At 47.8% G+C, this 19,512-nt stretch carries 17 protein-coding genes, 1 tRNA gene and 1 pseudogene; 6 read left to right on the forward strand and 13 right to left on the reverse strand.

The features are described from left to right. From ABO04_RS06400 to tsaD, 11 genes and pseudogenes are all read right to left on the reverse strand, one after another. Positions 1-250 (reverse strand): annotated as a pseudogene (locus tag ABO04_RS06400) (protein TolA); the annotation flags it as partial. 20 nt (positions 251-270) lie between these two features. After that, positions 271-687 carry a protein TolR gene (tolR, locus tag ABO04_RS06405; protein WP_164504292.1) on the reverse strand — a complete coding sequence of 139 codons (417 nt, stop codon included), beginning with the start codon at positions 685-687 and terminating at the stop codon, positions 271-273. After that, entirely contained in the window at positions 684-1,388 is a 705-nt protein-coding gene (gene tolQ / locus ABO04_RS06410) for a protein TolQ (RefSeq protein ID WP_160809859.1), read from the reverse strand. Before tolQ ends, tolR begins: the two co-directional genes overlap by 4 nt. After that, a complete protein-coding gene (gene ybgC / locus ABO04_RS06415; protein ID WP_160809860.1) occupies positions 1,381-1,794 on the reverse strand; it encodes a tol-pal system-associated acyl-CoA thioesterase in 414 nt (137 codons plus the stop codon). Before ybgC ends, tolQ begins: the two co-directional genes overlap by 8 nt. Positions 1,795-1,852: 58 nt before the next feature. After that, positions 1,853-2,893 (reverse strand): Holliday junction branch migration DNA helicase RuvB, encoded by a 1,041-nt coding sequence (gene ruvB, locus ABO04_RS06420; RefSeq protein ID WP_160809861.1) that lies wholly within the window; start codon positions 2,891-2,893, stop codon positions 1,853-1,855. Between the two features lie 18 nt (positions 2,894-2,911). Next, on the reverse strand, positions 2,912-3,496 hold the full coding sequence (gene ruvA, locus ABO04_RS06425; RefSeq protein WP_160809862.1) for a Holliday junction branch migration protein RuvA: 585 nt from the start codon (positions 3,494-3,496) through the stop codon (positions 2,912-2,914). After that, on the reverse strand, positions 3,493-4,029 hold the full coding sequence (gene ruvC / locus ABO04_RS06430) for a crossover junction endodeoxyribonuclease RuvC (RefSeq protein WP_164504294.1): 537 nt from the start codon (positions 4,027-4,029) through the stop codon (positions 3,493-3,495). Before ruvC ends, ruvA begins: the two co-directional genes overlap by 4 nt. Positions 4,030-4,031: 2 nt before the next feature. Beyond that, positions 4,032-4,757 carry a YebC/PmpR family DNA-binding transcriptional regulator gene (locus ABO04_RS06435; protein WP_160809863.1) on the reverse strand — a complete coding sequence of 242 codons (726 nt, stop codon included), beginning with the start codon at positions 4,755-4,757 and terminating at the stop codon, positions 4,032-4,034. Positions 4,758-4,827: 70 nt separating this feature from the next. Beyond that, on the reverse strand, positions 4,828-8,103 hold the full coding sequence (locus tag ABO04_RS06440; RefSeq protein WP_160809864.1) for an AAA family ATPase: 3,276 nt from the start codon (positions 8,101-8,103) through the stop codon (positions 4,828-4,830). Positions 8,104-8,114: 11 nt separating this feature from the next. After that, a complete protein-coding gene (locus ABO04_RS06445; RefSeq protein WP_160809865.1) occupies positions 8,115-9,344 on the reverse strand; it encodes an exonuclease SbcCD subunit D C-terminal domain-containing protein in 1,230 nt (409 codons plus the stop codon). Between the two features lie 54 nt (positions 9,345-9,398). Continuing rightward, complete coding sequence (gene tsaD, locus ABO04_RS06450) at positions 9,399-10,415, reverse strand: tRNA (adenosine(37)-N6)-threonylcarbamoyltransferase complex transferase subunit TsaD (RefSeq protein ID WP_160809866.1); 1,017 nt, start codon at positions 10,413-10,415, stop codon at positions 9,399-9,401. A gap of 278 nt (positions 10,416-10,693) precedes the next feature. On the opposite strand from tsaD, the gene rpsU reads away from it, so the two are divergent. From rpsU to ABO04_RS06475, 5 genes are all read left to right on the forward strand, one after another. Further along, entirely contained in the window at positions 10,694-10,906 is a 213-nt protein-coding gene (gene rpsU, locus ABO04_RS06455) for a 30S ribosomal protein S21 (RefSeq protein ID WP_011110871.1), read from the forward strand. Between the two features lie 31 nt (positions 10,907-10,937). Then, positions 10,938-11,390 (forward strand): GatB/YqeY domain-containing protein, encoded by a 453-nt coding sequence (locus tag ABO04_RS06460; RefSeq protein ID WP_160809867.1) that lies wholly within the window; start codon positions 10,938-10,940, stop codon positions 11,388-11,390. 96 nt (positions 11,391-11,486) lie between these two features. Beyond that, entirely contained in the window at positions 11,487-13,292 is a 1,806-nt protein-coding gene (gene dnaG / locus ABO04_RS06465) for a DNA primase (RefSeq protein ID WP_160809868.1), read from the forward strand. Positions 13,293-13,453: 161 nt separating this feature from the next. After that, positions 13,454-15,697 carry an RNA polymerase sigma factor RpoD gene (gene rpoD / locus ABO04_RS06470; protein ID WP_193565785.1) on the forward strand — a complete coding sequence of 748 codons (2,244 nt, stop codon included), beginning with the start codon at positions 13,454-13,456 and terminating at the stop codon, positions 15,695-15,697. Between the two features lie 49 nt (positions 15,698-15,746). Further along, positions 15,747-15,823 (forward strand) — tRNA-Ile (locus tag ABO04_RS06475). Positions 15,824-16,242: 419 nt separating this feature from the next. On the opposite strand, the gene ABO04_RS06480 is transcribed toward ABO04_RS06475, so the two are convergent. Further along, entirely contained in the window at positions 16,243-16,596 is a 354-nt protein-coding gene (locus ABO04_RS06480; RefSeq protein WP_160809869.1) for a dihydroneopterin aldolase, read from the reverse strand. 225 nt (positions 16,597-16,821) lie between these two features. On the opposite strand from ABO04_RS06480, the gene plsY reads away from it, so the two are divergent. Next, the gene (plsY, locus tag ABO04_RS06485) at positions 16,822-17,424 is read left to right on the forward strand and encodes a glycerol-3-phosphate 1-O-acyltransferase PlsY (protein ID WP_160809870.1); all 603 of its coding nucleotides are present in this window, start codon (positions 16,822-16,824) and stop codon (positions 17,422-17,424) included. Between the two features lie 216 nt (positions 17,425-17,640). Here plsY and glmS read toward each other — a convergent pair whose 3' ends face one another. Then, entirely contained in the window at positions 17,641-19,488 is a 1,848-nt protein-coding gene (gene glmS, locus ABO04_RS06490) for a glutamine--fructose-6-phosphate transaminase (isomerizing) (protein ID WP_160809871.1), read from the reverse strand. Between the last annotated feature and the right edge of the window lie 24 nt (positions 19,489-19,512).

The following is a 19,512-nucleotide window of genomic DNA, read 5'->3' on the forward strand; positions in this document are numbered from 1 at the left end:
GCTGTGGCTGTGGCTGTGGCTTAACTTTAACTGGCTCGGGCTTGGACGTTACTTTTTCGACAGACTGAGCAGGTTTGACAGATTGCCGGGGCAGTTCGGCCCATAAATCAACAGACATTGCCTCGGGCACATCATTTTTCCAGTTCAGGCCAAACACCAGCAAAGCAAGAAACGCGGCGTGTACCAGCAAGGCAAACAACGCTGCACGCAGTTTTCCCGGTTCGCTCTTATGTCCAGGTAGCCGGATCATTGCGTATACACCCCGCTCGTTTATTTTGACCTGGTTAACAATCCGATTTTACGGATTTGTTGTTGTTGCAGCAGATCCATTATGCGAATCACTTCTTCATAGCGGACATTTTTATCTGCCGCGATCACAACAGGCTGATCGACATTCTGTGCCTGTTTAGCCTTGATCAGCTCCACCAGCTGGTTGCGATCAACCTGCTGTTCCTGGTTCGCTCCGGCACGATCGCGTAACGTAAGGCTTCCATTTGCAGCAATTGTAACCTCCAGAGGCTCTGCTGGTGGCATAGATGATTTACCAATTTCAGGTAACTCGATCTGACTGGGTTGGATGAGTGGCGCTGTAATCATAAAAATGATAAGCAGTACCAGCATGACATCAATGTATGGCACAACATTGATCTCGTTCATCAACCGACGTTTATTGCGACGTTGGATCATGAGAAATTCGCCATATCCCGGGGTTTGGCCACACGACGTTGCAGAACATTGGATACTTCCTCTATAAAGCTTTCGTAGCGCGTGGCAAGTTGAGCAGTGTCACTGGCGTAGCGGTTATAGGCAATCACAGCAGGAATCGCTGCAAAAAGCCCCATTGCCGTTGCAATCAGCGCTTCGGCAATGCCGGGTGCAACATGCGCAATCGTTGCCTGACTCACACTGGACAACTCGCGAAAGGCATTCATGATTCCCCACACCGTTCCAAACAACCCTACATAAGGGCTAACTGATCCCACAGTAGCCAGGAATGACAAATGTGACTCAAGCCTGTCCATTTCCCGTTGGTAAACAGCCCGCATTGCGCCACGCGTACTATCCATGACGGGGCCAATATCGGTTCCCGGCTGGTATTTGGTAAATTCACGAAACCCGGCTTCAAAAATACGTTCCATACCGCCTGCTGCATGACGTGCACTGGCTGCCCGCTGATAAAGCACGTTCAAATCCGAGCCACGCCAGAATATGCTTTCAAATTCATCGGTTTGTTTGATTTCCTGGCGGAGCGTAAACAATTTCCTGAAAATAAACCACCAGGAAACAAGCGAAGCCAGCAGTAATAACAGCATAACCAGTTGAACTGGTAAGCTTGCGCTGCCAATCAGGTGAAGAAATGATAAATCCTGGGTGATGGTTTTACTCATGGCGGCTGTTTTCTATTTTTTGACGAAGAAGAGGTGGAATACTAATTGGTTTTAACGTATCTGATCCGACACATACTGCATGGACAGTTGCGTCGGCCAGCGTATCTTGCTCACGCACAATCTGCTGCTGCAACGTTATCCGGCTTCTGCCAATTTCTGTCACCTTCACGGTGATGTTCAACAGATCGTCTAATACTGCCGGTTTAAAATATTCGATACTGAGTGAGCGAATCAGAAAAATCATTTTGTGTGACCGGATCATGGTATCCACTGTAAACCCCAGATCGCGCAACCACTCATAACGGGCGCGCTCCATGAAATTAAGGTAGGATCCATGATAAACAACGCCTCCTGTATCTGTATCCTGGTAATAAACGCGTACAGGATGAACAAAAGCAGTTTTCATTTTTGTAAAATACTCTTCAAAGATATTGAATTCCTGGTTTACGGGTTGTTGTCAGCTTTTAATCCGAATCGAACAGGCTTGGGACAGTAGTTCGTTGTGAGGGAATGATATCGAAATGCTGATAAGCCATAGCGGTTGCCATGCGGCCACGCGGCGTGCGCTGCAAAAAACCCTGTTGAATAAGATAGGGCTCCAGTACTTCTTCGATCGTGTCACGCTCTTCATTAATGGCAGCAGCAAGATTATCCACACCCACCGGGCCGCCATCAAATTTTTCCAGTACTGCCAGCAGCAGTTTTCTGTCCAGCACATCCAGGCCAGTAGCATCCACATCCAGCATCAGCAAAGCCGCATCAGCCACCTGACGATCCACACGCCCATTTGCCCGAACTTCAGCAAAATCACGTACTCTGCGTAACAAACGATTGGCAATACGTGGTGTACCTCGTGATCGGCGTGCAATTTCGCTGGCGCCATCGACAGTTATATCAACGTTGAACAGGCTAGCGGAGCGGATGACGATCTTGCATAATTCGTCCGTGGTATAAAACTCCAGGCGGGAGACGATGCCAAAGCGATCTCTCAGCGGATTGGTCAGCATGCCTGCGCGCGTGGTAGCGCCTACCAGAGTAAAACTCGGTAAATCAATCTTGACCGACCTTGCTGCCACCCCTTCACCGATCATGATATCAAGCTGATAATCTTCCATCGCGGGATACAGTATTTCCTCGACAACGGGTGAAAGCCGGTGAATTTCATCAATAAACAGTACATCATTAGCTTCCAGATTGGTCAGCAAAGCGGCCAGATCACCCGCACGCTCCAGCACCGGGCCGGAAGTCTGCCGCAAATTCACGCCCATTTCGCGAGCAACAATATGGGCCAGTGTTGTTTTACCCAGTCCGGGTGGACCAAACAGCAGCACATGATCCAGCGCTTCTTGCCTTTGCCTGGCAGCTTCGATAAAGATCTTTAACTGCTCACGAATCTTTTCCTGACCGACATAGTCATCCAGATGAACGGGGCGAAGTGCACGTTCTATGACTTCCTCTTGAGAAGAAAACGGGGAAGCAGTAAGAATTCTATCCGATTCAATCATTTAAGATCAGTCAGAGTGTTATTTTGCTTTCGATAAAAATTTCAATGACTGCATGATACCGTCAGATACTGTAACGCCTTCCGGTAATTGCGCTAATGCCCGGTCAGCTTCGCGGCCATTATAGCCCAGCGCCAATAATGCAGAGAGAATGTCTCTACCAATGCCGGACGTAACCGTTCCCGTTGCGGACAGAACTGATGCCGGGTTGATCTTGTCACGTAATTCCAGCAGTAAACGCTCTGCTGTTTTCTTTCCAATGCCGGGAATCCCGGTTAAGCGAATGCTGTCCTGTGATACCACAGCCTGATGGAGATCGGTGACGCTCAAGCCGGACAGGATTGCCAAACCTGTTCTCGCACCAATGCCAGAGATTTTTGTAAGCTGGCGAAACAGCGTTCGCTCCTGCTCTGTCATAAAACCAAACAATAAATGCGCATCCTCTCGCACCCAGTAATGGGTGTGGAGTGTTATCCTGTTACCAATATCGGGTAGCTTACAGAAGGTACTCATCGGTACATCAATCTCATAACCAACACCCTGTACATCGACCAGCACCAGCGGAGGATGTTTCTCCAGCAGCAATCCGGTGATCCTGCCAATCACCGACAACTGCCCCGGTTTGAGTGATTGCGCATCCCCAGGGCAAGCAAACCTGTTCCTCCATGAGCATGACAAATGGCACAGGCCAGCGCATCGGCTGCATCCGGACGAGGACGCTCCCCCAATCTCAACAATCGCATAACCATTTCCTGCACTTGCTCTTTCCGGGCATGTCCGTTTCCGACTACGGATTGTTTGATTTGCAGTGCGGTATATTCGAACACAGAAAGTTCATGCAGGACTGCAGCACTAATTGCGGCACCACGTGCTTGTCCGAGCAGCAGTGTTGATTTTGGGTTGACATTGACAAAAACCTGCTCTACAGCAACCTGCTCCGGCTGGTGCTGCTGAATAATTTCATTCAGCCCATCGAGAATGGTCTTCAAGCGATCCGGCAAACCGGATTTTCCGGTTACGACACAGCCGCTCCCAAGGTAGCTTAATTGGTTTCCATTTTTTTCGATAACGCCAAAGCCTGTTATGTGTAAACCCGGGTCAATTCCCAGTATGCGGATATTCTTGCCGGAATGTAACAAGATTAAATATCTAAAATGGCTGTGGTGTAAACATCCTGTACATCATCTATATCTTCCAGGGCATCCAGCAGCTTCTGCATTCTGGTTGCGTCATCACCCTGCAACAAGACTTCATTTTCCGGCTTCCAGGTTACTTCAGCCAGTTCAGCCTTAAAACCGGATTTTTCGAGCCCATCCTTGACTGCCACGAATACATCCGGACCGGTAATGACTTCCAAGCTGCCATCATCATTACTGATAACATCCTCGGCGCCCGCTTCAAGTGCAGCTTCCAACAATTGTGCTTCACTGGTACCCGGTGCAAACAATAATTGGCCGCAATGCGTGAATAAGTATGCAACAGAGCCATCCGTTCCCAGGTTGCCGCCGTGTTTGGTAAACGCGTGGCGAACATCCGCCACGGTTCGCGTGCGGTTATCCGTCATGCAGTCAACCATGACTGCTGCTCCGGATACCCCATAACCTTCGTAGCGGATTTCTTCATAGTTAACGCCCCCGAGCTCTCCGCACCCACGCTTGATTGCGCGCTCCACGTTATCTTTCGGCATATTATGTCCGAAAGCTTTATCCATTGCCAATCTCAGCCGAGGATTGCTGCTCGGATCCCCGCCACCCAGCCGGGCAGCCACTGTAATTTCCTTGATCAGACGCGTAAAGATCTTTCCCCGTCTTGCATCCTGTGCGGCCTTCTTGTGCTTGATATTGGCCCATTTGCTATGACCAGCCATTGACTTCCTCTAATCACTGAAAGGCTACAATGCTACCATTGCAGCATTATTGTATAAAGCGTGCCGCAAACTATACTATTTCTCCTGAACGTTCTGTCGTGTTCGCTGTGCCGCATCCAGGGCCGGATATCCGGCTTCTTCCCCCAGCGTGGAGCGCTACCTGAATCTGCGTACTGATGCGCTCTTTCAAGGCAGGTACATGCGAAATGACGCCGATCAGCTTCCCTTCCTGTCGCAGGCCTGCGAGGGTTTCCAGAGCGGTGTCGAGGGCTTCCTCGTCTAGTGTGCCAAAGCCCTCATCCAGAAACAGTGAATCCACCCGGACATTCTGGCTGGCCATATAGGATAAACCCAGCGCCAGGGACAGGCTGACGATAAAACTCTCGCCGCCGGAGAGATTTTTTGTGGATCGAATTTCCCCAGCCTGATAGCTATCGATCACGTTGAGTTCCAGCGGTTGGACATCATCACGAACCAACAAGTAGCGATCCGTCATCTTCTGCAGCTGCCGGTTAGCGTGGCCAATCATCATCTCGAAGGTCAGTCCCTGGGCAAAATTGCGGTACTTCTTACCGTCCGCGGAACCGATCAATTCATGCAGACTTTCCCACTTGTGGCACTCTTTTTTCTGGGCCTCGATAGCCGCCTGCTTTTCCTTGATCCGCTCTTTTGCAGCTGTATTCTCATTTAGCTTGTGCCTGAGAGCAGCAATAATGTCCCGCAACTCTCTCAGAGCCTCCTCGTGTTCCTTGAATTGGGACTCAAGCACTTCCAGCGGTTTGTCGGTGAGTCTGCGGGCCATTTCCGAGGCCAGGCGTGTTTCCCGATCCTTCTGTCTGGCTTTCAGGTCTGCTTGTCGATCATCCAGATCCTTGGCCATGGCCGTCAACTCAGCCCGACCTTCAGAAGGCAATATGGCCGTCAGGAACTGTTCTTCATTTGAAAAGCCAACGGGCGCGAGTGCTGCGGCGAATTCAGTTTCCAGCCTTCTCAGTTCCGGCTCCCGTTGGTCGATGCGTTTCTTCAGAGATTCGACATAGGCCTTCGCGGTATTCCATTTTTGTTGGAGTTCATTATGCCGTTCTCTGGCCTGTTTTTCGGCACCTTCAGCATCAGAAACCGTCTTGTTCAAGCGACTTTCCTCATCGTCCGGCTTTTTGTCGCCGTAAAGCACATTACGCTCATTACTCCCGGCGGCAAGTTCCTTTTTCAAGATCTCCAGGCGTTCCAGCTTTTCAGTCAGGGTGATGTTTTGAGTTTCGATAACCGCATCCAGCCGCTTCACCTCACTGTCGATGTCAGCAATTTGTTTCTCGATGTCCGTCTTTTCCCTGGCCTGGGCCTGCCATGATTTCAGCCGTACTCTGAGAGTTTCAAGTAACAATGAAATATCCCTGTCAGGGGCATCTGCAATGCCAAGCGGCAGCAATTTGCTAGAGACAACTTGCCTGCGTTCGGCAAAATCAGCCTGGAATTTTTCCAGATTGCCTTTCGCTTCGGCAAGCGCTCTTTCGGCAGCCTTCTTGTCATTAGCCGCTGCTGACTCCAGCTTTTCAGCCTCAGCCAGGTTTTTGCGGGCCAGGTTTTCAGCTTCTTCGAGTTTCTTGATCGCGGCTTCCTGATCCTCGGCTTTACTGATCAGCCTGGTCAGGATGTCGATCTTCTGTTCGGTTTCATCGGGAGCAGGGACATTCCCTTCCGCAAACGGGTGTTCGGTTGCGCCGCAGAGTGGACAGGGCTTGCCGTCTTCCAGCTTTGCCCGATGATCTTCAAGCTCCGCAATTTTCGTCAGGAAGGCCATTTCACGCAGCAGGGTTTCTTTCTCGGAGCGGTATTCCCGCAACAAGCGGTCCCCCAGTAGCTGGCTCAAAGCATCCTTGCCCTGCTGAAGCTGTTTTGAGGCATCCTGCAACTCTTGCTCCCGAATGCCGAATTGCTTCTGACAGACATCAAATGACTTGACTGCCTGTTCCCAGACTCTCGCTGTCTTGTCGTGGTCGATCTCTTTTTGAACGCTTTCATTTTTCCTGGAGAGCAGATCACTCAACTGTTCTTCAATTCCAGCCAGACCACCGATCAGCCATTCGTCCTGCGCATGCTCTTTGAGGTAGCCGCTCACAAGGCCTAACGCCTCAAGAGCCCTGGATCGTTTTTCATGTTCTTCATGCCGGGCTTTTTTGTCAGCATCAATTTTTGCCACATCCTTCTTACAACCCTCATTTCCTTCCGAAACAGTTTTTTTCTGATCGGCAAGTCTCTGATCCAAAGAGCGAACCTTCTGCAATGCAGGCGCGGCTGCTTTCAGCTCTTCTTTTGCCTGAGCGGTTTGTTGCTCGGCTGATTTCAGTACTCCGGCCTGTTCCTTGGCGGAGGATTCGATTCCAGGAAGCGCATCTTCCTCGGTTTTCAATGCGGCTCTGTCATCCGTCTGCTGCTTACGGGTAGCGGTGAGCGTCGCGTATGCGCCGTCCAGTGAGACGGCATTCAAAGCTCGATTGAGCTTTTCACGATCCGGCTTGAACGTCTCGATATCGCTTAGCAGTTTACTCGCTTCGTCAGTCAGGTTGCCGATTTCCTTCTTCAGCCCATCGATGGCGGTGAGCCAGGCAATGGCCTTCTCGATATCAGTAGATTTGGCTGCAAGTTCTGTCGCTTCCTTCTGTTTTGTCTCAAGTGCCTGTCCAATCTCTTGTTCCTGCTCCGGCTCAAGAATCACGATGCCTGCCGTTTCAACCTGGAGCAAGCTCAATTTTTCCCATTCCTCGCGCTGGCGTTCATGGACGCGGATGGATATCAGGCTGTAGATCTCTGTGCCCGTGATCTGTTCCAGAATCGGAGCGCGATCATCCGGTGCTGCCTGCAGGAACGCGGCAAAGCCGCCCTGGGCCAGCAGCATGGAACGGGTAAAACGGTCAAAATCCATGCCGGTAGCCAACTCGATCTGGTCGGCCACACCTCTGATCTTGGATTCGAAAATCTCGCCGGAATCGGCATTGGCAATTTCGTGCTTCGGGGCCTGGAGTTCGCCATCCGGCTTCTTGCGCGCCCGACGTTGGCTCCAGTGGCAGCGGTAACGTCCAGACTGGGTTTCGAAGACCACCTCGGCAAAGCATTCACCGGTCTGGCGGGACATGATTTCGTTTCCGCTCTTGGTAACCTTACTCAGGCGCGGCGTCCGTCCATAAAGGGCGAGGCAAATAGCATCAAGAATCGTGGTCTTTCCCGCGCCGGTGGGGCCGGTGATGGCGAAGATGCCGTCAGATACGAAGGCCGGGTGTGTCAGATCGATTTGCCATTCGCCAACCAATGAGTTCAGATTTTTGAAGCGTATCTGCAGTATTCTCATCGACAGCTTCTCTATTCCGCCTGTACGTCATCTTCGTAGAAGGACGAGAGTACTTCCTGATAGGCTCGCAGCAGCTCCGGCCACTGCTCTTCAGGCACGCTATAAACGGCAAGGCAGCGCTCAAACACCTCATTCACACTCAGGTCGTCGAGCGTTTCTTCTTCATGGGCTTGTTTCAGTACACGGCCGATGATGCGGTTGTTTTTGATTCGGAGGATTTCCATTTGTGTGCCGGAAATCGCAGCCTCCAGGCATTCGCGCAGGTCACCAATGATCTCGTCACCCTCGTAAATGACTTCGAGCCAGCCTTGGGAGTCGGTTGCCGACAATTCAAGGATGCGATTTGAGATGTCGTCCCAGTCTCCCTTGATGCACTCGAGTTTCTGAAACACCGGCACATCGATCAGTTGTACGGATGCAGTTGTGCTATGGAATTCAATCTGACAAACGCTCTTCTGCTGTTTTGCCTCTCCAAACCCCATGGGCAATGGGGAACCGCTGTACCGAATGGTTTCGCAGCCGTTCACCTTTTGCGGGACATGGAGATGCCCAAGTGCCAGATAGTTGAAACAGGCAGGAAAAATCCCGGCCGTCACATGAGCCAGGGAGCCGACATAGAGTTCGCGCACGCCATCGCCATCGACAGTTTTTCCGCCAGCGGTGAACAGATGCCCCATGCCAACGATGGGAATATCGGCCCCGAGTTCCTCACGCTTCTGTTCAGCCAAGGTGGCGACCGCATTGTAATGAGTGCGGATGCCGTCAATCAGCTTTTGCTCCTTGTCCTCGATGCTTTCACCTGCTTCTGCTGTACGGATGTCCCTGTCACGGAGATAGGGCACGGCACAGACAATCAATTCAGGAACATCCTGCCCATTTCGGAGCACCAGCACTTCACTTTCAGGATCGAGGGTGGTGCTTCCGATCACGTGAACGTCGAGCGCCCTAAGCAACTCTCTGGGGGCATTCAAAAAAGAGGGGGAATCGTGGTTTCCTGCGACAATGACAACGTGTCGACAGGGCGAAGCCGCCACCCGGCACAGGAATCGGTAATAAAGCGCCTGAGCATGATGGTTCGGAGTACTGGTGTCAAAAATATCACCGGCTACCAGCAGTGCATCAATTTTATTCTGTTGAATTGTCTCCGCCATCCAGGCCAGAAAGGCCTTGAATTCCTCATGGCGTTTTCTGCCGTAAAGCGTGCGGCCGATATGCCAGTCAGACGTATGGAGAATTCGCATACTGCCTTATCCCCCCGGTTAATCGGGAAGCTTCTTTTCTCGAGTGGTATGTTTTCATAAATCTTCCAGATTCCAGCGGGCTTTGACGGTAAAGCGGCCATCTGACCCCGGCAGTTCTTCGTTGAGCTGCTGCAAACGCAATGCGCCTGCCAGTGCAATCATGGCACCGTTATCGGTACAGAATTCCAGTTCAGGAAAGAAAACAGTGGCGCCTGTTTCAGCCAGGTGATGCAGTAATTTTTGGCGTAAGCAGCTGTTTGCGCCTACACCGCCCGCTACAACCAGTTGTTGCAATCCGGTGGTTTTTAGAGCAGTTACAGATTTTTTTACCAGCACGTCAGTAATCGCATCTTCAAAGGCTGATGCTATATCGGCACGCGTTTGGGCATTTGTTTCCTGTTTACGAATGAGCAGTGCCGCGGCTGTTTTCAGTCCACTGAAGCTAAAATTCAAATCCTTGCTATTCAGCATGGGGCGTGGAAGCTCGAATCGCCCTGCTTGTCCCTGTGTAGCCAATTGTGCCAATAGCTTTCCGCCCGGGTAGCCAAGGCCGAGCAATTTTGCAGTTTTATCAAATGCCTCCCCTGCTGCATCATCCACCGTCTCACCTAATAACTGATATTGCCCGATTCCATCTACTTGCATTAACTGGGTGTGTCCACCGGATACGAGTAGAGCTACAAACGGAAAATCGGGTGCCGGATCAGATAAAAGCGGAGAAAGAAGGTGACCTTCAAGATGATGGATGTTCAATACAGGAATGTTACGTGCAAAGGTCAGTGCGCTGCTAATGCTCGCGCCGGTCAATAATGCTCCTGCAAGTCCCGGACCCTGGGTATAGGCAATTGCATCAACCGCCTCCAGAGAGGTATGCGTTTGTTCAAATACCTGTTTGATGAGAGGTAGTACCCGACGGATATGATCACGTGATGCGAGCTCCGGCACGACACCACCATAATCACAATGCATATCAACCTGAGAGTGCAGAACATGGTCAAGTAATCCCAGCCGGGTGTCATAAAGCGCCACCCCTGTTTCATCGCATGAAGTTTCAATACCAAGCACAAGCATGATGGAATTGGAGAGAGAGGAATATTTTTTCGATGTTCAAACTTTCTTTTGAAAAAAAATGATTGATGCTACACTAGCGGGATTTTTCGAGGCTGGTTGAATAAACATGTCTCGGAGGAAACGGGCGGGCTTGGCGCAAGCCTGCGTTGTTTCATCAGTAAACAGGGAATCAGTCTGATTTATAACCTAGTTTCAGTTACAGGGCAAACTGATTAATTAACGTGTGTTTTGTAGGGTGTGGAAAACAATCAAGGGAGACCGAAAGGAATTATTACTTTATGACTACTGTTAAAGTCAAGGAAAATGAGCCATTTGAAATTGCAATGCGGCGTTTTAAGCGTTCTATTGAAAAAACAGGTTTGCTGACTGAGTTACGTGCGCGGGAGTTTTATGAAAAGCCCACAGCGGTACGTAAGCGCAAGCATGCTGCGGCAGTAAAACGTACCTATAAACGGTTACGTAGTCAGATGTTGCCGCCTAAATTATATTGATTCCATTTGTTTCCCCGGGTTCCATCATTCCATGAACTTAAGGCAGAAGATAACTGAGGATGTAAAATCGGCGATGCGTGCAGGGGATGCGAAGCGTCGGGATGCGTTACGCTTGCTGCAAGCTGCCCTGAAACAAAAAGAAGTCGACGAGCGGGTTGAGCTGGAAGATGGCGCCGTAGTCGCTGTGATAGAAAAAATGCTTAAACAGCGCCGGGATTCCATTTCACAATATGAAGCAGCACAGCGGCAGGATCTGGCAGATATCGAAAAATTTGAGATGGCAGTTTTACAGGTGTATATGCCTGAAGTGCTCAGTGATGCCGAGCTGGATGCTATGATAAATGAAGTAATTGCTTCACTTGGAGGCAACGAAGGACCAATACAAATTGGTCAAGTCATGGCAGCGCTTAAACCAAAGCTTGCAGGTCAGGCAGATATGGGAAGGGTATCTCAGCTGGTAAAGGGAAAAATCGTATCAAATTGAAGTGGAACCGGTCAGCTGATACCTGTTTTCCAGGCAGGCACACTCTGGAAAAAGTGTGCTCCGAGTGGTCTTTTATCGGAAATTTATTACCTATAAATGATTGCACAGCCGTTTATTCAGGAATTGCTGGATCGTATCAATATTGTCGATATTGTTTCCAGATATCTACAGCTTAAAAAGGCAGGTGCAAATTTTACAGCATGCTGTCCTTTCCATGATGAAAAAACCCCATCATTTACTGTAAATCCATCCAAGCAGTTTTACCATTGTTTTGGTTGTGGCAGGCATGGCAATGCCATTAATTTCCTGATGGAACATAGTGGGATCAGCTTTGTCGAAGCGATAGAAAATCTTGCAGCGCACGCGGGCATGCAGATTCCCACCTGGAAAAGCGTGAATTCCAAAACCCCTGACTCAGGCAAAACCTCACGGGATCAAGTAAAGTTTGATGAAGCAGATGAGACTGCACAGACATTACATGCTTTGTATGGGCGGATGGAACAGGCCGCAACATTTTATCGTGTGCAACTCAAGCAATCAGAGCAGGCGATCACTTATTTGAAAAGTCGAGGAGTATCAGGACAAACTGCCTTGCGTTTTGGAATCGGATATGCACCTCCTGGCTGGCAGAATCTAGCCGAAATTTTTACAGATTATCCGTCGGGGGACTCCAACCACGCACTGGTACGATCAGGTCTGATCGTTGCTCATGAAGGCAAAAAAAGCTATGACCGCTTCCGTCATCGGATCATGTTCCCTATTCTGGATCGTAAAAAGAAAATAATAGGATTTGGCGGACGGACCTTGGACGGAAATGAACCAAAGTATCTCAATTCACCGGAAACCTCATTATTTATCAAAGGGCACGAGCTTTATAACCTGGTATCGGCCGGCCCGGCCATTCGGAAATCAGGTCGAGTCGTTGTCGTAGAAGGCTACATGGATGTTGTAATGCTGGCGCAGTACGGCGTCGAGAATGTGGTGGCAACTCTAGGAACAGCAACAACATCCGTTCATATTCAGAAACTTTTACGCTATACGGATGAAGTGATTTTTTGTTTTGATGGCGACAAGGCTGGTACAAAAGCTGCCTGGCGAGCACTAGAAACCAGTTTGCCGCAACTCAGAGATGGAAAAGATATCAAATTCCTGTTTTTACCAGCCAAGGAAGATCCGGATAGCTATATTCGCAAATACAACAAGGATGCTTTTGAAGACCTACTGGAAAAAGCTCAGCCGTTATCAGATTTTTTTTGTAAAGAGCTATCCGGTCGTGTGAATCTTGGTACAAGCGAGGGGCGTGCCCGGCTAGTCCGGCAAGCAGAACCATTACTGGCACAAATTAATGCTCCCGTATTTGGATTTATGCTAATGAAGCGCATATCCGAGTTAGTTGGAATGGATCAGAGTCAGCTGGCTGTTTTTCTGAAATCCGGAAAAAAAAATCCACCCTCTGTATCTCATGTGGACGTGCCCAGACCACTATCCGTGACGCCGTATCGAAGGCTGATACAGATTCTATTGTACGCTCCAGCTTATGTAGATAAGCTGGATACAGAACTTCTTGCATTAGATGATAATCAAAGTGAGGAAAAAGTACTGCTGGCAATATTGGTAGATTTTATCAAAACATCTGCTTCCCGCTCCTCAGTGGATAAATTGAGTTCAAAGGAAATTATGTCGCATCTTGACCAAACGCCGCATTGCGCTTTATTGAAAAAGATTGCCCGAGATATACATGTAAAAACTACAGACTGGGATATTGATGCTGAATTTACTGGCGCAATGGTGCGATTACGAGAGGTTCAACGTAAGTCGAGAGTGGCTGAGTTGCACAATAAACCACTTGCATCACTTACTCCAGAGGAAAAACAAGAATTGCGTCGATTGATGCTTTCCTGAGCAGCGTCGGGGAGAAATGTTTTTTGCAAGATAGTCAAAATTGTGCTGCCACAATTGAATTAATAAGAGACATTCTTTTCATATATTCGAAGTGTGTCAAAAATTTGGTACAATCGAAAACTTTCGGTTCGTTTCGTCTTGGGTCTTAATAGGTACTCTGAATGGCAAAAGAAAAAGTGTCAGAATCAGCTAAAGAAAATACGATTACATCACAAAAAGCAACTGAAACAAAAAAACGCACGCGACAACCCATTATCCATGATGATGGAATTAAAGCTGGTGACGGTACCAGTAGCATGACTGAGTCAGAGGCAGTTTCCGCTAAAAAGAAGGTAATTGCCAGAAAAAAACCTGTCAGGAGGGCAAAATCAGACAGTGATCTTGCTGCCCCGATCGCACAGGGTATGATGTCGTCCGAAGCAGGATTGAAAGAATCGAAGCCTATTGATGATATTTCTGAAAAAAAAGTGAGCAAAAAAAATAAAAACCCTTTGTTAGAACGTCAGGTTATCGAACTGGGTAGGAATTCTGTATCCACATCATCGGGCTCGGGCGATGATGTGGAATTACGCAGGATGCGTTTAAAGAAACTGATTATGCAGGGTAAGGAGCGCGGCTATCTGACTTACGCTGAGATTAACGACCATCTGCCAGATGACATGCTGGATGCTGATCAAATTGAAAGCATTATCAGCATGATCAATGACATGGGTATTTCGGTGCACGATGAAGCGCCTGATGCGGAAGCTTTACTGATGTCGGATACGGCAACAGCGGTAGCCGATGAGGATGTGGTTGAAGAAACAGAAGCAGCACTTTCCAGCGTAGATTCAGAATTTGGGCGCACTACGGATCCGGTACGGATGTATATGCGTGAAATGGGTTCAGTAGAGTTATTGACACGGGAAAGTGAAATAGAAATCGCCAAACGTATCGAATATGGTTTAAGGCATATGATCCAGGCAATTTCTGCCTGCCCGACAATTATAGAAAACATACTTGGGCTGGCTGCAGATGTGGAAAATGGCCAGTTGCGGGCTGACGAGCTGGTCGATGGTTTCCTGGATGACGGTACAGAGGAAATCATGAGCAAGGGCATGCCAGAAGAGCCGCAGGATCAGGATTTTGATTCGGATGAAACTGAAGAAGAGCAAATTGCTTCTGCCAATGCCGATATGCTAAAGATGAGAAATGAAGTGCTGGAGCGCTTTGCAGTAATACGCCAAGCCTATGATGATATGAAGGCAATTATTGATACAAAAGAAGGCGGGCGCCAGGATAAAATATACAAACAGCTTCAGGAAAAAATTTCTGCCGAACTGATGGCAATGCGTTTTTCTGCCAAGATGGTTGAAAGGCTGTGTGATACACAACGTGGCATTGTGAATGATATTCGCAGCTGCGAACGCAGAATTGCCGAACTATGTGTTGTACGAGCGAAAATGCCACGAAATCATTTTATCAAGGCATTTCCAGGCAACGAAACAAATATTGACTGGATCAATTCGGAAGTGGATGCAAATCGGCCTTACAGCCAATCTCTTGAGCACTACCGCCCGGCTGTTATGGAACAGCAGCAGAAGATGCTTACTCTGCAGGAACAAGCGGGTATTCCTATCAAGGAGCTGAAAGAAATCAATCGTCGCATGACGACAGGTGAAGCTAAAGCACGGCGTGCAAAACGTGAAATGACAGAAGCTAACTTACGATTGGTTATTTCGATTGCTAAGAAATACACTAACCGTGGATTGCAGTTTCTTGATCTGATACAGGAAGGTAATATTGGATTAATGAAAGCGGTTGATAAATTTGAATATCGACGTGGATACAAATTTTCAACGTATGCAACATGGTGGATCCGTCAGGCGATTACACGTTCTATTGCAGATCAGGCACGTACTATCCGCATCCCGGTACATATGATAGAAACTATCAACAAGATGAATCGTATATCCCGCCAGATTCTACAGGAAACCGGACAGGAGCCGGAACCCGCAGTACTCGCAGAAAAAATGGAGATGACCGAGGAAAAAATCAGAAAGATCCTCAAAATATCGAAAGAGCCGATTTCAATGGAAACGCCTATTGGTGATGATGAAGATTCTCATTTGGGAGATTTTATTGAAGACGTTTCCACGATGGAACCGGCAGATGCTGCGATTTATGCGGGATTGCGTACTGTTACAAAAGATGTGCTGGACTCTTTAACTCCCCGGGAAGCAAAGGTTTTACGCATGCGTTTCGGCATTGAAATGAATACAGATCATACTCTAGAAGAAGTGGGGAGACAGTTTGATGTGACACGCGAACGAATTCGCCAGATCGAGGCAAAAGCGCTGAGGAAACTGAGGCATCCTGCGCGATCCGATCGACTGCGCAGTTTTCTGGACAGCGGAAATTCCTGACAGTAAGCCTGTCAGGTGAATTAAAGAAGCCGTAAAATTACTATATTTGGGGTCTGTAGCTCAGTTGGTTAGAGCAGGGGACTCATAATCCCTTGGTCGTAGGTTCAAGTCCTACCAGACCCACCACTTTATATTTTCCGCTCTCGGTTCCCTCCAGAAGCGAGAGCGGAAATGTTTTTTAAGGGTTCCAAGTCATTCATTTCTGCAATAGAAAGCCACGCTAGAATTACCAACTAACACCTGATGTCACACACCCTGGCAATTCCTACACAACAATACGCTGCCGTTTGCGCAATGGTGAGCCCCTTTCTCTCCTCAAACAGATAAAAATTTGCGGCGAGATGCTGATGGATAAGTCATTTATAAATTGAAATCAATTTATTTGAGCTTTGCTATACTTGGCATAAGCATTGACAATCATCATTTCAACCAGAGAAATAATTGAAATTTTATTATTCTTAGTCGAGCCGGTCAGTATCAACGGCAGAACATTTCATAAAAATCAATAAATTATTATGTTTTCCAGGGACGACTAATTATGGTTGCTACTGACGGCTACGTTCAATACAGATACCAAGTTGCTTCACCCCCCGAATAACATTCAGTTTTGCCGCACTGACCTTTACCCAAGGTGCGCCAAATTCATTGAGAATCATCTGGGCGATGTTTTCTGTCAGTGTTTCAAGCAAAGAAAAATGTTGCTGGCTAAGCATTGAGTTGATTTTGTAAACAATTTTTGAATAATCCAATGCATCTTCAATATGATCGGTCCTGCTGGCTTGTTGAGAAGGCAAAGCAATTTCAAGGTTTAATTCGATAGTCTGCGGAATTTTTTTTTCCCATGGATAAATGCCAATCAAGGTTTTTATTCTGAATTCTTTGAGAAAGATAATATCCATAGACAGGCTCCGGGTTAGCTTGAAACCTGTCTAAGATCCCACTGAAGAGTACATTGCAGCATTAAAATCGAGCTCAAAACTTATACATAGTACTTCAGGTATGCTTTATTTCTCGTTCAATTTTGCCTTTCACTTCCTTCTTCGATCGTGATCTTGAGCCAGTTAGCAAGGTTAGGGTAATACCCGGATTGCGTATTTTAATTTATTTGGAATATAAAAACATTGATGATTACAGTAGCTTTAATTTTCTCTGCCTATTTGCTGGGCTCAATTTCTTTCGCTGTTATCGCAAGCTGGTTGTTCAAACTCCCGGATCCACGCAGTTACGGTTCGGGAAATCCTGGCGCTACAAATGTATTGCGTACCGGCAAGAAAGCTGCTGCTGCAGTAACTTTACTGGGAGATGCCGGTAAAGGCTGGGTAGCCGTTGTGGCCGCAAAATACTTGAGTAATTTTTATGGACTGGGCGATGAAGTTATCGCCGCTAGCGCTCTTGCAGTATTTTTGGGGCATTTGTTTCCGGTTTTTTTAGCTTTCAAAGGAGGAAAAGGCGTCGCTACATCAGCCGGCATACTGTTGGGATTAAACCTTTGGTTAGGTATTCTTGTTATTTCTACCTGGGTAATCATTGCGCTGACCTCACGTATTTCGTCATTGTCTGCCTTGCTGTCAGCTTTGCTTGCACCGTTATATGCATACTTTTTGCTGGAAGAAGAAGTGTTCACAATAACTGTTCTGACCGTATCCATACTGTTGATCATAAAGCATCGACCAAACATTACTAATCTGATCGCCGGTAAAGAGACAAGGATAGGTAAGAGTAGCTAGGTCGTGAGCCTGTTGATTGTCAGATAGACAGCTACAGATATATTACGGGCTATCCTTCATATTTTCATAATCTCACTTGGATTTATTTGTCATATCTTGCCCGCGATCCGAAATTGTCGCAGTTCCCGGAAATTAAGCATCAATTTTTTATATCAACTATATTTCAAGCTACCAACTTTACCGGGTGTCCGCACAAGTAAAATCAGTATGGTTTGATCATTCAACTGTAACAGATTTTGCAAGATTTCTGGGCTTGTCAACATCAGTACCTTTTTGCAAAGCCACATGATAGGCCAGCAGTTGTAACGGAATAGTATGCAGAATGGGGCTAAGCACGCCTCCATATTCAGCCATGCGGATAATATGCACACCTTCACTCTCTTCCATACGTGAATCTGCATCGGCGAAGACATACAACTCTCCGCCGCGTGCACGTACCTCTTGCAAGTTGGATTTCAGCTTTTCCAGCAACACATCATTCGGGGCTATGGCAACTACGGGCATTCCGCTGTCCACAAGTGCGAGGGGACCATGTTTAAGTTCTCCAGCAGCATAAGCTTCGGCATGGATATATGAGATCTCTTTGAGCTTCAGCGCACCCTCCAGTGCAATCGGATAGTGCACACCACGTCCCAGAAACAAAGCATGATGTTTCTGAGAGAAATCACCTGCCCAATTTTTGATTTCCAGCTCGCTTTGGAGTGCACGTTGTATTGCGACGGGTAAATGCCGTAATGCAGCAATCATTTTGTGCTCATCTTCAGCCAACAACTTGCCACGTATCTTAGCAAACACCACTGAAAATAGCAGTAAAGCCGCCAGTTGTGTCGTAAAGGCCTTTGTGGAGGCAACCCCAATTTCAGGGCCGGCACGGGTCAGGAAGCGCAAATCTGTTTGCCTGACCAAGGCACTTTCCGGCACGTTACAAATAGCCAGGCTATAGCGATGGCCTAATGATTTAGCATAATTCAGTGCAGCCAGAGTGTCTGCAGTTTCACCGGATTGAGAAATACCAATAACTAGCGTGGCCGGATCAGCAATTGGATTACGATAACGATATTCACTGGCAATTTCGACATTACAAGGCAGCTTTGCAATTGTTTCCAGCCAATGTTTGGCAATCAGACCGGCATGGTAGCTAGTCCCGCAGGCAAGTATCAAAACCCCCTGAGTCTGTGCAAGAATATTTTGCGCTTCACTACCAAATAATTGAGGAGATACTGATTGAGCATTCAGCACCATTTCCAAGGTATTCGCCACGGCAACCGGTTGCTCAAAAATTTCCTTCTGCATGAAATGTGAATAGGGCCCCAATTCTACCGAATCACGCGTCAGACTACTTTCAGTCACTTTGCGAGTAACTTCATAACCTTTTACCGAATCCAGACAATTTAGAATCCGATATCCATCATTAGACAGTTCCGCCACATCTCCTTCTTCAAGATATACGATTCGCTGTGTAACCTGCACCAACGCAGAGGCATCAGAGGCAGCATACAGCCCATCATCATCTATTCCAAGCAAAAGTGGAGCTCCATTTCTGGCTACGATAATGCGATCCTGGCGCCCTTCCTCCATCACGGCTATCGCATATGCTCCCTGCAATTCATCAAGAGAATGACAGACCGCATCCAGCAAATTGTCAGATCTGCGAAGATAAGATGAAATCAAATGGGCTATCACTTCGGTATCGGTATCCGACAGAAATTTAAACCCATCCTGCTGTAAACGGTGTCGGAGCGTTTCATGATTTTCAATAATACCGTTATGTACAACGGCAATCTTTCTTTGATCATCGGAGAAATGTGGATGTGCATTCCGTTCCGAGGGAGCGCCATGAGTTGCCCAGCGAGTATGCGCAATACCGGTCAATCCAGTTGTTCTCTCGGTACGAACCAGCTTGGTCAGCTCAGAAACACGGCCTGTTGTCCGCAGCCTATGCAACGTCCCAGCTGCAACCACGATTCCAGCCGAATCATATCCACGATACTCAAGTTTGGATAATCCTTCCAGTAAAAACGGTACAACATCATTCTTTGCAATTGCACCCACAATACCGCACATACTCCCCCCTCTACTCAGCCCTAT

The sequence above is a fragment of the Nitrosomonas sp. HPC101 genome (assembly GCF_009833125.1).
In the GTDB taxonomy this organism is placed as follows: Bacteria; Pseudomonadota; Gammaproteobacteria; order Burkholderiales; family Nitrosomonadaceae; genus Nitrosomonas.

Coding starts and splice junctions, on each gene's coding strand:
- ABO04_RS06440 (WP_160809864.1), bottom strand. CDS start 8,103: ATGAGAATACTGCAGATACGCTTCAAAAATCTGAACTCATTGGTTGGC.
- tolQ (WP_160809859.1), bottom strand. CDS start 1,388: ATGAGTAAAACCATCACCCAGGATTTATCATTTCTTCACCTGATTGGC.
- tsaD (WP_160809866.1), bottom strand. CDS start 10,415: ATGCTTGTGCTTGGTATTGAAACTTCATGCGATGAAACAGGGGTGGCG.
- ABO04_RS06445 (WP_160809865.1), bottom strand. CDS start 9,344: ATGCGAATTCTCCATACGTCTGACTGGCATATCGGCCGCACGCTTTAC.
- tolR (WP_164504292.1), bottom strand. CDS start 687: ATGATCCAACGTCGCAATAAACGTCGGTTGATGAACGAGATCAATGTT.
- plsY (WP_160809870.1), top strand. CDS start 16,822: ATGATTACAGTAGCTTTAATTTTCTCTGCCTATTTGCTGGGCTCAATT.
- ybgC (WP_160809860.1), bottom strand. CDS start 1,794: ATGAAAACTGCTTTTGTTCATCCTGTACGCGTTTATTACCAGGATACA.
- dnaG (WP_160809868.1), top strand. CDS start 11,487: ATGATTGCACAGCCGTTTATTCAGGAATTGCTGGATCGTATCAATATT.
- rpsU (WP_011110871.1), top strand. CDS start 10,694: ATGACTACTGTTAAAGTCAAGGAAAATGAGCCATTTGAAATTGCAATG.
- ABO04_RS06435 (WP_160809863.1), bottom strand. CDS start 4,757: ATGGCTGGTCATAGCAAATGGGCCAATATCAAGCACAAGAAGGCCGCA.
- rpoD (WP_193565785.1), top strand. CDS start 13,454: ATGGCAAAAGAAAAAGTGTCAGAATCAGCTAAAGAAAATACGATTACA.
- ruvB (WP_160809861.1), bottom strand. CDS start 2,893: ATGATTGAATCGGATAGAATTCTTACTGCTTCCCCGTTTTCTTCTCAA.
- glmS (WP_160809871.1), bottom strand. CDS start 19,488: ATGTGCGGTATTGTGGGTGCAATTGCAAAGAATGATGTTGTACCGTTT.
- ABO04_RS06460 (WP_160809867.1), top strand. CDS start 10,938: ATGAACTTAAGGCAGAAGATAACTGAGGATGTAAAATCGGCGATGCGT.
- ABO04_RS06480 (WP_160809869.1), bottom strand. CDS start 16,596: ATGGATATTATCTTTCTCAAAGAATTCAGAATAAAAACCTTGATTGGC.